Annotated in this window: 11 protein-coding genes; 10 read left to right on the top strand and 1 reads right to left on the bottom strand. The window is 69.4% G+C overall.

What is annotated here, in order from left to right:
* Positions 1–165 precede the first annotated feature (165 nt).
* From ACFY2B_RS38380 to ACFY2B_RS38340, 9 genes are all read left to right on the top strand, one after another.
* Positions 166–708, top strand: coding sequence for a hypothetical protein (locus tag ACFY2B_RS38380; protein WP_390767680.1), 543 nt, complete (start codon positions 166–168; stop codon positions 706–708).
* A gap of 5 nt (positions 709–713) precedes the next feature.
* On the top strand, positions 714–929 hold the full coding sequence (locus ACFY2B_RS38375) for a hypothetical protein (RefSeq protein ID WP_390767679.1): 216 nt from the start codon (positions 714–716) through the stop codon (positions 927–929).
* A gap of 59 nt (positions 930–988) precedes the next feature.
* A complete protein-coding gene (locus ACFY2B_RS38370; protein WP_390767678.1) occupies positions 989–4228 on the top strand; it encodes a hypothetical protein in 3240 nt (1079 codons plus the stop codon).
* Positions 4228–5541 (top strand): hypothetical protein, encoded by a 1314-nt coding sequence (locus tag ACFY2B_RS38365; RefSeq protein ID WP_390767677.1) that lies wholly within the window; start codon positions 4228–4230, stop codon positions 5539–5541. Before ACFY2B_RS38370 ends, ACFY2B_RS38365 begins: the two co-directional genes overlap by 1 nt.
* A 1-nt stretch (position 5542) precedes the next feature.
* Positions 5543–6580, top strand: coding sequence for a hypothetical protein (locus ACFY2B_RS38360; RefSeq protein ID WP_390767676.1), 1038 nt, complete (start codon positions 5543–5545; stop codon positions 6578–6580).
* A 542-nt stretch (positions 6581–7122) separates the two neighbouring features.
* The gene (locus ACFY2B_RS38355; RefSeq protein WP_390767675.1) at positions 7123–7845 is read left to right on the top strand and encodes a hypothetical protein; all 723 of its coding nucleotides are present in this window, start codon (positions 7123–7125) and stop codon (positions 7843–7845) included.
* An 81-nt stretch (positions 7846–7926) separates the two neighbouring features.
* Entirely contained in the window at positions 7927–8760 is an 834-nt protein-coding gene (locus ACFY2B_RS38350) for a hypothetical protein (protein WP_390767674.1), read from the top strand.
* Positions 8761–8768: 8 nt separating this feature from the next.
* On the top strand, positions 8769–9293 hold the full coding sequence (locus tag ACFY2B_RS38345) for a hypothetical protein (protein WP_390767673.1): 525 nt from the start codon (positions 8769–8771) through the stop codon (positions 9291–9293).
* Positions 9294–9323: 30 nt separating this feature from the next.
* Positions 9324–9782 carry a hypothetical protein gene (locus tag ACFY2B_RS38340; protein WP_390767672.1) on the top strand — a complete coding sequence of 153 codons (459 nt, stop codon included), beginning with the start codon at positions 9324–9326 and terminating at the stop codon, positions 9780–9782.
* Positions 9783–9833: 51 nt separating this feature from the next.
* Here the strand turns inward: ACFY2B_RS38340 and ACFY2B_RS38335 are convergent, their stop codons facing one another.
* Positions 9834–11150 carry a multiprotein-bridging factor 1 family protein gene (locus ACFY2B_RS38335; RefSeq protein ID WP_390767671.1) on the bottom strand — a complete coding sequence of 439 codons (1317 nt, stop codon included), beginning with the start codon at positions 11148–11150 and terminating at the stop codon, positions 9834–9836.
* Between the two features lie 370 nt (positions 11151–11520).
* On the opposite strand from ACFY2B_RS38335, the gene ACFY2B_RS38330 reads away from it, so the two are divergent.
* Positions 11521–12696 carry a cytochrome P450 gene (locus ACFY2B_RS38330; RefSeq protein ID WP_390767670.1) on the top strand — a complete coding sequence of 392 codons (1176 nt, stop codon included), beginning with the start codon at positions 11521–11523 and terminating at the stop codon, positions 12694–12696.
* Positions 12697–12717: the final 21 nt, after the last annotated feature.

The raw sequence follows: 12717 nt of genomic DNA, 5'->3' as shown, positions 1-12717 counted from the left end.
AGCCCACCCTGATCCCCCCTCTTGCGGTGGACCAACCTTTTCATAGCCTTCACTGTTTAAGCACTAGTCGGTCTGTCGTGGTGCGGAAAAACGCCGCCGCTACCCTTGCCTGACACGCCGCTGGTTGTGGGCCGGGCGTCCCGCGCGGGAAAAGAAGGGCCACCCGTGGCTAAGAAGCAGTTCAGCCTCAACACGACGCCTCATGAGGCAGAGATCGGCGACACCACGTTCTTGTTCGAGCCGGAAGTTCTGGGCGACGAGTTCCTGGACCGGTACGAGCGGCTCCAGGAGGCGAACCGGCGTCTGAACATCGACCTGGCGAACACGGCGGATACCGATCTGTCGAAGGTCCGTGAGGCCACCGCCGCGATGCGTGTCTTCCTCGCCAGCCTGATGCTCCCCGAGTCGGCGTCCGAGTTCGCCCGCTGGGACGTCATCGCCGATGGGAAGACGATCAGCTCCCACTCGAACCCCGAAGAGGCGAACGAGGCCGCCGCAAAACGGAAGGGCGCCACGGTCGAGGACGCTGGCCGCCGGTACCCGGACCGCGTCCTCGTCGAGTTGATGGAGTGGGTCGTCGAGCTGTACGGAGGCGGCCAGCGCCCTCCTACGTCGTCCAGCGCCTCTGCGCCAGCATCGCCACCTCCTGGGAGGCGTGGGAGGGGAGTCTCGCCCTCCAGGGCGTCGACATCCACGCGTGGCCGCTGAGGGTCATGCTGTCGGCCGCTGAGGCGACGTTGGAGCAGGGCGCGGAGGACGAGGCCGAGCGGCAGCGGATCAGGACCAAGCTGTACGCCCCGCCGGAGGGATACCGCTCGCCGAAGCGGGCACGACCGGCAGGCGCGGGCATGAACTTGAGCCAGGCGCAGAGCCTCGCTGCGCAGCTCGCGGCTGAAGACGCACGGATGAGTGGTAGTCGCACCGGCTAGTCTGGGGGAGCCGCTGGTTTTGGGCCGGGCAACCGATCGCTCTTTCGCGAGGTTGCCCGGTGGCCGACGACGAGGACTACGGGACTGGCCGTATCCGTATCGTCCTGGACGATACGGAAGCCGTCGCCGATGCCCGTGACCTCGGTATTCGGATCTCGCGGGCCCTGGACCGGGCTACCCGGACCGTCGGCGCGACCATCCGGCGGAACATCCAACGCGGCCTCGACGCCGCCACCGTCTCCGTTGAGGTCGTTCCCGACGTCAGCCGGTTCGACGCCCGGCTCCTGACCCAGCTGAGGTCGCTGGAGAGCATTAACATCCCGGTCGCGCCGGATCTGACCGGGTTCGTCGAGCGCATCCGGGCGCTTCTCGCGAGCGAGGAGGTCGAGGTCCGGGTCTTCCCCGACATGTCGGGGTTCGACACCCGGCTGCGCACGCACAACCTGCCGGCGCTGAACGTTCCGGTGAACCCAGACGTAAACGGGTTCACCCGGGCGCTGCGCGGGCTCGCGTCGGTCGCGAGCGGTATCGGAGGGGTCCTCGCCGGCGGGCTCCGGTTCGCGGCGATCGGCGGCGCGGCACTCAGTGCTGCGGCCGGCATCGCGTCGTTCGCAGCGTCCCTCGCCCCCGCGATCGGGATCGTAGCTGCGGCCCCGGCGGCGATCGCCGGATTCATCGCAGCGAGCGTCGCGCTGAAGTTGGCGCTGTCGGGTGTCGGCGACGCCTTCGGTGCCGCGCTCGGCGACGACTCGAAGAAGTTCCAGGAGTCCCTGGAAGGTCTCTCGCCCGCCGCTCGCGCGGCGGCCACAGAGGTCCGGGCCCTCAAGCCACAGTTCGACGCGCTCAAGAGCACTGTCCAGGACGCGTTCTTCAAGCCGCTCCAGGGGCAGATCACCGCCGTCGCCCATGCGCTCGGCGGGCCGTTGAAGACCGGCCTGGCGGCGGTCGCCGGGAATTTCGGCACTGCGGCCTCCAAGGTCGCCGACTTCCTCAAGTCGGCCGACGGCCTCAAGGCCGTCACCCAGATCGTCACCGGCACCGAGCAGGCGACGAAGGGGCTGGGCGCGGCCATCGCCCCGATCATCGCCGGTCTGACGCAGGTCGGCGCCGCCGTCGCGGCGGCGTTCGGCGGGCCGGCCGGTAGCGCAATCGCCGGGCTCGGGAAGAGCATCGGGGAGTTCCTGACCCGGGTGGCCGAGGGCGGCCAGGCAGTCGCCTGGGTGCAGGGCGCGCTCGGGGTCTTCGAGCAGCTCGGGGCCCTTATTGTTCAGATCGGCGGGCTGATCGGTGACGTCTTCGGGGCGCTTGCCGCCGGCGGGGGCAGTTCGGTCGGCGCGCTGACGCAGATCATCACCGTGGTACGTTCCGCGATCCAGCCGCTGCTGCCGCTGGTCACGCAGCTCGCGCGGCTTTTCTCGTCGGTCCTCGGCGGTGCGCTGACGACGGTCTCGGCGGTGCTCGCTCCGGTCATTTCGACTATCAGGAGCACGCTGCTGCCGCTGATCCCGGGGCTGACCGCCGCGTTCCGGGGCCTGTTCGCCGCCCTGGGGCCGGTCGCCACGCAGCTCGGCCAGGCGCTCGGCGGCGTCCTCTCGTCGATCCTGCCTCTGATCGCGCAGCTCGTTCCGATCCTGACGAGCAGCGTCGTCCCGGCGATCAGCCAACTGGCTTCAGCCGTGAGCCCGTTGGTCGCCCAGCTCGCGGGGAGCCTTGCGCCGGTCGTCCTTCAGATCGCCCAGCTCCTCGGCACGGTGCTTGGGGCGGCCGTCCGGGTCCTCGTCCCTCTACTCGGCCCGCTGACCGGGATCGCCACTGGGCTCCTTGGGGCGCTCGCGCCGCTGGTCCCGGTCCTTGGCCAGGTCGCGGCGGCGTTGGGTGCCGCTCTCGGGGGCGCCGCGAGCGGACTGGCGCCGCTCCTGGTGACCATCGGTCAGGCGGCGACGACTCTCGTTGCCGCGCTGGCGCCGCTGGTTTCCCGGGTTCTGCTGGCGTTGCTGCCGGTACTGCCGCCGATCGTCGACGCGTTCAACGCGCTGGTCGGCGCCCTGGTGCCGCTGCTGCCGCCCATCGCCGGTCTGGTTGCGGCGCTGGTCCCGCTTGTCTCGCTGATGATCGGGATCGCGGCGCCGGTCCTCCAGATCGCAGTGGGGTTCGCGTCGTGGGCCGTCATCAACACAGTCGTCCCGATCATCTCCGGCGTCGTGTCGGTGCTGACCGGCCTGGCCTCTGGGCTGACGTCGGTCGTCAACTTCATCGTCGCCCTGCCGGGGATGGTCACCAGCGGACTGTCGGCGCTGGCATCGACGATCAGCTCGTTCTTCACCAGCCTGTTCACGTTGCTGGGTGCGACCCTGACGGTCGGTTTCCAGGCCGTTGTCGGGTTTTTCACCAAGCTACCCGGGATGATCACGGTGGCGCTGGCTGCGCTCCCCGGGCTCTTGGTCGGCCTGTTCGTCAACGCAGTTGCCTCCGTGGGCATCGCCCTGCTGACGACCCTGGCCGGGATCGTCTACGCCTTCACGGTCCTGCCGGGACAGATCGTGTCCGCTCTGGCGTCCCTGGGGTCTGTGATCGGTTCGGCCTTCTCCAGCGCCTTCACGAGTGGGATCTCGGCGACGACGTCGTTCGTCTCATCGGCGGTGTCGTTCTTCGCGGCGTTGCCAGGCCGGGTTGCCGGCGCGCTCGCCTCCTTCGGCTCTTTCCTGCTGAGGAACCTTGACTCCGGTTTCACCACGGCCCGGTCGCGGATCACCGGGTTCGTCGCTCAGGCCGTGGGTTTCTTCCGGGTTTTGCCGGGTCGGGTGGCTGGTGCGCTGTCCAGCCTCGGAAACCGTATCGCCGGCGTGTTCTCCAGGGCTGCGGGCTCCGCGCGGAGTGCCGTCTCCGGGCTCATCAGCGGGATCGTGGCGCTTTTTCGCGAGCTACCCGGCCGGATCGTCGGCGCGGTGGGGAACATCGGCTCTCAGATCATGAGCAAGGTCAAAGGCGGTATCCCGGCCAGTGTCCGCAAGTATCTGCCGTTCGCCAACGGCGGTCTGGTTTTGGGCCCTACCCACGCCCTCATCGGCGAGGCCGGCCCGGAGGTGGTCATCCCGCTCACGCGGCCACGCCGTGCTCGGAAGCTCGCCGAGGAGTCCGGGCTCCTCGACGTCCTGTACGGCGGCGAACGCCCGGCCTCCGCCAGCGGGCAGGGGACACGGACGGTGAACCAGTACGTGACGATCAACGAGGTCGGGGATGCACGGATGACGGCGCACCGAGTTACCACTCGCCTTGCCCTGGCGGGAGGAATGCTCTGATGCTGACCGAGTACTTCACGCTGGGCGGGGTCGAGGTCGCCAACCACGCTCGGTTGGCCATGTACCTGGAGACCGTGGGTTCCGGGCTGACCTCGGCCAGTACGTGTCGGTGCGACACGCTTACCGCGGAGGCCGTAGGGGACCTCCCGTACTCGACGCCGGAGGACGACTGCGCACCCTGGTACGACCCCGACGTCCCTGAGAGCGGGGACTTTGCCGGGCTGATGGTGCTGTCCATGGAGGGCCTGGACACCCATCCGGTGCGGAGGTCCGTGACGAACGCGGTGACCGGGGGCGGTTCCCTCTGCCCGGCCCGGGTCATGCCGCGCACGATCACGGTTACCGCGGTTCTCCTCGGCCGGACCTGCTGTGCCGTCGAGTACGGCCTTCACTGGCTGGCGGAGGTCCTGACTGGCTGCACCACCGGCAAGTGCGATGGCGACGAGATGACCCTGTTCAACTGCTGCCCAGGAGAGGGCGAGGACCCGGCCGAGTTCGCCGAGCGGCACCGGCGCAGCATCCGGCGCGTGGCCCTGGTCGAGGGCCCAACCGTGACCGCCCGCTACGGCGAGGGCTGCACCACCGGAGCATGCTCGGCCGGTGGGGACATCCTGACCGTGGAATTCGTCCTCTCCGCCGCCACCCCGTGGTTGTACACGGACACGATGCCTGTGCTGGAAGTAGCCCCGCCCGTGGACTCTTCCACCGAGTGCGTGACCTGGTGCCTCCACAGCAGCGAGGGCGGATGCAGCGGGACGTGCCGTCTCGCGGAATGCGCGGACCCGACGGCGGCCTGCGCGGACCCCCTGTGCCAGCCGCCGACGCCACCCCCCATGACGTCCATCGACACCTGTTACTGCTTGCCGTTGGCGGTGGAGCGGGACTGCTACGACCTCGACCTGAGCGACCGACCAGCATGGTCCGCAGACGTTCCTGTGATCACCATCCGCGTCGGGGAGAGCCAAGACCTACGCAACCTGACGATCACCTTCTACCAGCGGTCGGCGGGAGATGAGGCGCTGACCTGCGCCGAGATGACAGAACTCAACCGGTGCGACCCGCACTCCGTCTACCACGTGCGCTACCTGCCCGCCGGGGGCGCGCTCACCCTTGACGGTCAGATCGGACGCGCCATCGTGGAGTGCGGCGGCGTGTTCGAGACGAGCCCGGACGTCTACGGTCGCGATGGGCTCCCGCCGAACTGGCGGGTCCTGGACTGCGCCTCCTTCTGCCTGTGCATCGAGAGCGACGTGGCCAACCCGCCACCGGACGGGACCGTGATCACTGTGGGCGTCTCGGGGCGGGGGTACTGACGTGGCCGCCGCAGGATGCGGAACACATACCGCCCGGGTAGTCGACCGAGACGGCGCCACCGTCGCCGAAGCGGACGTTCTCACGGAAGTGGAGTGGAGCCGTGAACTGGACGAGTACAGCTCGGCGCGAGTCCTGGTCGAGCCGTCTGGGGACTGCTGCAACCGTCTTCAGGACGTACGGGCCTGGAGGCACGAGCTGCACATTTTCCGGGACGGCGCCCGGGTTTGGAGGGGGCCCGTCATCCAACCTGAGTGGCGGAACGGGGAGGTGGAGATCTTCGCTACGGACGTTCTGGCTTGGCTCGACCGGCGGGTCCCCCACAATTCGATCGCTTTCGGGGACTCCGATCTCACTGAGATTGCGGAGTGGCTCATTGAGGACGGGTTCGCGCCGGATGACCCGGGCCACGAAGTGCACATCGCCGGCCCGGCTGGGGTGATCGGCGGGCGAACTTACTCGGAGCGGGTTGGGCAGACCGGCGATCACCTCCGTGACCTCGCGGAAGCTGGGCTGGACTACACGGCCCACGGCTCGACGATCATCCTGCTCCCTGAGAACTATCGGGAGAGCGTCGGACGGCTTACGGACGCTGATTTCCCTGAGGGGCTTGTCGTGGCCGAGGACGGATCGAACGTGATCACTCGCTGGATCGTCGCGGGAGACGAGGAGGCGGACGTCATGGAGGAGGCCGGCGGAACGGACGCGTATTACGGACTTTTGGAGCGGTATGTGGAGCAGACCTCCGTCAAGTCGTCGGCGTCGGCCCTTGCAACGGCCAGGGCAAAGCTGCGGGCCTCCCTCCCCGCTCCACTGTTCCTTGACACACAGGAGGTGACCTTGAGTCCGGATGCCGCGGTCGACGTCCCGACCCTCATTCCCGGCTGGTGCCTGGATGTCACGTCCACGGCCACCTGCCGGACCGTCGTCCAGCGGCTGAAGATCATCGGGGTACGGGTCACGGAGACTGGTGGGAGTGGCGACTCCCCTGGACAAGAGAAGGTGCAAGTGCAGCTGGCAGTGAGTGGCGCGGAGGTGTAGCGGTGGCGACGCGCGGAGGTGCTGGACGGCTGGTTACCGGAAACCCGCTCGGAGGGATACTCCGGGATCTCAACCGGCAGGCGCGACGTCCGGCCAGGCGCATGGGCACCGCCCCCGTCAGGTCGCCCGCCGAAGGTCCCGCGAAGCTGTCAACGGAGTCTGGAACAGCGTGGCCTCGTGTCGCCTGTACCGTCGCTACGGTCGCTGTGACGGGCGAAGACGGTCGCGTTCGGGTCGAGTTCGCGACGCCGTTCGCTCGGCCTCCAGCGCTCGCCGTCGTGCCCGTGGACCCGGAACCGCAGAACGATGACCGCACGGTGACCGCCGCGGTGGAGGAAGCCGGTTCCTGGTACGCCGTGGTGAGAGTGTGGCGGACTCGGCCGCGCCGTGGAACAGGCGTAGCCGAACCTGCGGGTGCGGGAGTCCGCGTCCACGTCACCGCTTTTGAGGCCGGCCCGGACGCACCGTAGTTACCATGGCCACCTATCCGCATAGTCGCTGGTTATGGGCCGGACTCACGCGCGCCGTACGAGGAGCGAACTGTGGCGTCCGTCTGTGTCTGTGACGACTACTTCACCGTGACCGCTTCCGGGGAGCTGTGCCTCCTCCCCGGCCGGCAGGGCCTTCGGCAGATCATGAAGTTCTCTGGACCGGGGAATTACCAGTTCAGAAAAGACAACTACCCGTGGCTCGCTCGGATCCGGGTGCGCGTGCAGGGCGCCGGCGGGGGAGCTGCGGGCGGGCGAGCCTCGGCCGACCAACTCGTCGCCAACCCAGGCGCCGCCGGGGGCGGCTACTCGGAATCCCTCCTGAACGTCTCCGCCCTCGGCCCGGTCGAGACCGTCATCGTGGGCGCCGGCGGGGACGCGGGCGGTCCGAACTCGGACGGTGGCAACGGCGGCGGCTCCTCATTCGGCGGCCTGGTCACCGCCAACGGCGGAGCAGGCGGCCAGGCCGTCATGTCGAGTGGCACCACCGGACAGTGTTTCTCGGGAACTCCAGGCCCACTTGCAGGGTCCGGACAGAACGCGATGGGCGGCGGTGCTGGCGGGGGCGCCTTGCGGCTCTCCGGAGCACAGGGCCTCGCCGGTACCGGTGGCGAGGCGTACCTGGGGCACGGCGGCTACCCGCGAGCAACCACGGGCGGTGGCGGCGCTGGCCGCGGCTACGGGGGCGGAGCGGCTGGCGGCCTCGCCCGTGACGGCGACAGCGAGGACGGCACCGCGGGGACGGACGGCGTGGTGATCGTGGAACTCTACGGCTGAGCTTCAGCGCAGCGCCGATACACTCGTCAGTGCGCTGCTGGTTGTGGGCCGGGCCAACGACTCCGATGAGGACGGTGGCTCTTGGCACGAGGCGGCTGCGGCGGCGAGAAGTGCAACTGTTCGGTCATCGCCGGTGAGAACGTCACGATCAGCGGCAGCGGATCCACCGCGAATCCCTACACGGTGAACGCGATGGTGCCCTGTGAGACGGTCCGGGGCTGCTTCTCGGCTGGTCCGGGCATCGATCTGGACCCGGCAACCGGCATCATCGCCGCCGACCTCTCCGAGCAGGCTGGCAATAACCTCACGATCAATCAGGACGGGGGTCTCTACGTGCCCACGGCCGGGGGTACGGTCCTCACCGGTTGCGGCCTGTCAGGTGACGGCTCTGCAAGCGCCCCCGTCACCGCAGCGACGGGCGCATGGCCGTATCCGTGTGAACCAGACAGCGTGGGCGGCGTCGTCGTCTGCGACTCGGACGGCATCCTCCGCGGGGAGCCCCGCGGAGCGGTCACCTTCGCCACGTCGTCCGACGAACGGACCTATCCCGACGTCAGGATCGGCAGTGGATCGGTGGCACCCGTCGACACTTTCACCCTGACCGTGACCAACCCGAGCACCTGCCGCCCGGCTCTGGTGATCGCCGAGCAGGAGGTCGACATCTTCGTAGTCCTCCCCGCTGGTGCCGGAGCCGCAACGGGCTTCGATGGCGATGAGATGTGGTACATGCGCAACACGGGATCGTCGTCCATGGTCGGCGTCCACTCCCAAGGAACCAAAGTGTTGTCGCGCGGCACGGTCGAGCCTGGTGCGTCCATGGCCATCCAGTTCAGCGCGGCCGCCGGCCGTGGGTCCGACGGCGCCTACTACTACCGCATCAATGCCCTCCTCCGCGCGCTGCTCATTGCCATGTAAGGACCAGCATGCTTGACGGACTGCCTGACTTCCCCGGCTTCCCCGGGACAACCCCCGATCCGGTCAAAGGGTGGGCGCTCTACGACGACGGCACCCTTGGATCGCTCACTCTGTTCGGATGCGGCCTGCCCGAACTACCGCGGCCCGGAAAGCTGATCACGAAGCAGGAGTACGACCGAATCCATGCGGAAATGATGGACGCGCACGCTGCCCGACTCCAGGAGATGGAGGCCGTGGACGCCGCCCGCCAGGAACGGGAGTACCGACATCTCACGGAGGCCGGGATCCCGGAAACGACTGCGCGGAGCCTGTCCGGCTACACGGGACCTACCGCACCCGCGGCCAGGAGCTACCTCGGCGCATCCGGGCTGCGCGCGGTCCACGCCACCGCGCAGGACGATGCCCGGCCCCGGGAACCGACCCCGGAACGGCTCAGCCCCCTCCTCCCGGCCGTCGTTCGCGGCCTGATCACGCATGTGGCTGGGTGGAGGACCAGGTACACGGCGCGTCCCGACCTCGACGAAAACGGGTGAACGATGGACGCTGAGACGGGAATCCCTGCTGTGGATACGCTCCTGGTGTGGGGCGGAATGGTCTCCTTCGCCGGCGGGCTGCTGGCCGTGGCGTGGCATCTCATCCGCGGCGCGGGCCGACTCGGCCGCCGAATCGATCAGTTCATAGATGATTGGCAAGGCGAGCCAGCGCGGCCCGGATTGCCGGCCCGCCCCGGCGTCATGGAGCGCATGAGCGGGATGGAGGACCGGCTCACGCGCGTGGAGCACGAGCTGTATCCCAACTCCGGCGGCTCACTGCGGGACGCGGTGGACCTTGCCAACCATCGGCTCGCCCTGCTCTGCACGGACAGCGAGGCACCGTCAGCTCGTCGGGCTGCCGGCACGAACGCGGACGACCTCCACGACGGCGCCGACGGCAACGACGACGCCCGTAATGATCAGACCGACGCCGACAGCGGGGGCGGCCTGGGGCTTGGCCGAAACGGTGCACGAAATTCGGAAACCTGAGCCGCAAGGAGTGCGGCCACTCTCTGAGCGTCGTCAGTACCGGGAGGTGCTTCAGCCGACGGCGCGAAGCCGTTCGAGAAGTTCACCAACGCCTGCCGTGCGCGCGTGCGGCGTGAAGGCGGGTTCGAGGTCGCGGACCATCGTCACGCACCGGGGGGCGTCGATCCGTTCGGTCATGTCGAGGGAACGGGTGGCGGTCTCCGCCGCGATGTCGGGACTACCGTCGCCGAGGTAGGTCTCGGCCTGGTAGGTCAGGAAGATGGATTTGGTCTTGCTGCGGGTGGTGGGCAGCAGGGCGATGCCTTCGTCCATGAGCCGGTGGGCCTGGCGGCGCTGACCGAGATCAGCGAGACAACGACCGCCGTCCGCGGCCAGGTCGGCGTGCGACATCCACGAGCACCAAGCAGGGGCGGGGTCGGACGATACGGTGTCCAGCGCCTTCTCCGCAGCGGTCAGGGCACGACGGCACTGGCCGGCCTCGTCGAGGACGGCCAGAGCGCGGGCCTGCCGTAGGTGCAGGAGAGACCGGGCGGCGGGGTGTTGGGTGCGGGGGATGGCGTATTCGAGGATGTCGGCGGCGGCGCGAGCGTCCCTGAGCCATAGCAGTTGGTAGGCGAGATCGGACAGGATGCCCGCGCCGAGGTCGCGTTGGTGGGCGGCGTGGGCGTTGTGGAGGGCCGCGTGCCAGAAGCGGCCGGCGGAGGCGTGGCGGCGTTCGTCGAAGTGCTGCCAGGCGATGGCCTGAGCGAGGGAGGCGGCCAGGGTGTGCAGCCGCTGCTCGGCGGCAGCGGTGTATCGGGACTCGCTGATGAGATCGGTGACCGCTCTCAGATGCGCGTCGAGCAGATGACGGGTGCGGTGTCGGCGTTCCGTGGCGAGACGGATCAGCTCCGCTCCAGCCCCCTCCAACCAGTCGAGCATCTCGGCGTCGACTTCACTGGGTGCGGCGGAGCGGGGGAACCGGCCAGACTCGGTGATGGCCCACTGGTGGGCCATCACCGCCAGGGACGCGCTGGTGTAGGCGACGAATGACCGGCGGTCCAGTGAGGTCAACAGGGCCTCTCGGAGTGAGGAGACGGCGTTGCGCGGGCCGAGCGGCAGCGGCATGTCCTGTCCCGGGAGCCAGTAGGGCCAGCCGAGATGGGCGACGGCCGCATAGTCGATGCCGAAGACTTCGGCGATGAGCGGCTGGGACTCGGCTTCGTCGGGATCGGCCCGGCCGGTCTCCCACTTGGAGACGCGGGACCCTCGGGTGCCTGAGCGCAGGCCACGGCGCGCGGCAGCCTGCCGGATGCGGAGCGCCAGCTCCTCCTGCGACCACCCGCGGGCTCTCCTGGCGTGCGCCAGGGGGTGACGGATCTCGTCCACCCACCCATTGCACCACCCGCGCCGTGCCCGGAAGGGCGGTTCCGGAAGACCGGGGATAGGGCGGGGATAGGTATTTGCTCTGGGCCGCAGGGCCGTCGGCGGCTGTACTCGTCGTGTCCCGCCCGACACCCGTGTGACGGGGCGGGACGCGGCGGCGGAGCGTTCCCTGCGGGCCTGTGCCGTTCACCGGGCTGGATCTGCGCGCCTGGTGAGCGAGGGCCTGCGCGAAGTGCTCGCCCTCGCCGGACGCCCATCGTTATCGACGCGCAGGGAGGGGGCCGCCATGTCGTACGACCACTGATCCCGAGGAAGTCCCGGGGCGGGCCCGTTGCGGCGGGCCCGCCCCTCCCGCTGACGGAGAGGAACTGCGATGACGTCCGTGACGGACCGATACGACCCGCTGGCCACGGAGATCCTGCGCGACCCGTACCCGGTGCTGGCCGAACTGCGTTTGCGCGAGCCGGTGTTCTGGCACACCGGCATGGAGTCGTGGGCGCTGACCCGGTACGCGGACAGCGTGCGGGTGCTGCGTGACCATGCGACGTTCGCGCGGGACCCGCGGCGCACCGGGGGCACGGTGCCGGAGCCGTCCTTGAGCGTGCAGACGCTCGACCCCCCGCAGCAGAGCCGGGTCCGCTCCCTGTTCATGACCGCGCTGCGTGCCCAGGACCTGAGCGGTGTCGAGCACCGCGCCCGGCTCCTGCTGCGCGACCGGCTCAACCTGCTGACCGGGGCCGGTCCGTTCGACGTGGTCGACAAGATCGCGGTCCCGCTGTCCGTGGCGGTCGTTGCCGACCTGCTCGGTGTCGAGCCGCCCCCGTACGAGGAGTACGCCGAGGTGTCGGACGCGATCATGCGGAGCATGGACGGCGGCCTCGACCCGGCGCTCGTCGAGCCGGGCCGCATCGCCCGGCGTCGGCTAAGCGACCTGGTCGACTCCTGGTTCACGGCCTCACCCCGGTCCGGCCTGCTGGCCCAAGTACGGCAGAGCACCGCCCCCGACGCCGACGCGTCGACCCGGCTGCATGTGAAGAACTCGGCGCGGGTGATGTTCCAAGGCGGCTACAGCACGATGGCGGCAGCCGTCGGCAACGCCGTGCACACGCTGCTCACTCACCCCGGCGCCCTGGAGCAGATGCAGGACCGGGCGTTGCTGGCCACCGGTGTGGACGAGCTGGTCCGCTTCGACGGCCCTGTGCAGGGCACCACCCGCACGGCCGTGCGGGCCTGCCGGATCGGCGGCATCGAGATCGAGGCGGGACAAAAGGTCGTCACCCTGTTCGCGGCGGCCAACCGCGACCCCGCTGCCTTCCAGCGGCCGGACGACCTGGTGCTCGACCGCTCCCCGAACCGCCACCTCGGCTACGGGTGGGGTCCGCACTCCTGCATCGGGACGACGGTCGCACAGGCGGGCCTGCGCGCCCTGGTCGCGGCGCTGGCCGAGCACCCCGTCCGCCTGGAGGCCGCCGGCGACGGGGTACGGCGACGCACCGCGACCATGCGGGCCTTCGACACGCTGCCCGCCGTCCTGCCCCGGCTTTGTTGACCCCCCACCCGCCCCAGGGAG

The organism is Streptomyces sp. NPDC001270 (assembly GCF_042896695.1).
GTDB lineage: Bacteria > Actinomycetota > Actinomycetes > Streptomycetales > Streptomycetaceae > Streptomyces.
Note: the sequence above shows the minus strand (reverse complement) of the source record. Positions and strands in the feature narration are given on the sequence as shown.

Bases quoted from the DNA above. Each gene is read 5' to 3' on its own strand.
- ACFY2B_RS38375 (WP_390767679.1), top strand. From the start codon at position 714: ATGCTGTCGGCCGCTGAGGCGACGTTGGAGCAGGGCGCGGAGGACGAG.
- ACFY2B_RS38365 (WP_390767677.1), top strand. From the start codon at position 4,228: ATGCTGACCGAGTACTTCACGCTGGGCGGGGTCGAGGTCGCCAACCAC.
- ACFY2B_RS38345 (WP_390767673.1), top strand. From the start codon at position 8,769: ATGCTTGACGGACTGCCTGACTTCCCCGGCTTCCCCGGGACAACCCCC.
- ACFY2B_RS38330 (WP_390767670.1), top strand. From the start codon at position 11,521: ATGACGTCCGTGACGGACCGATACGACCCGCTGGCCACGGAGATCCTG.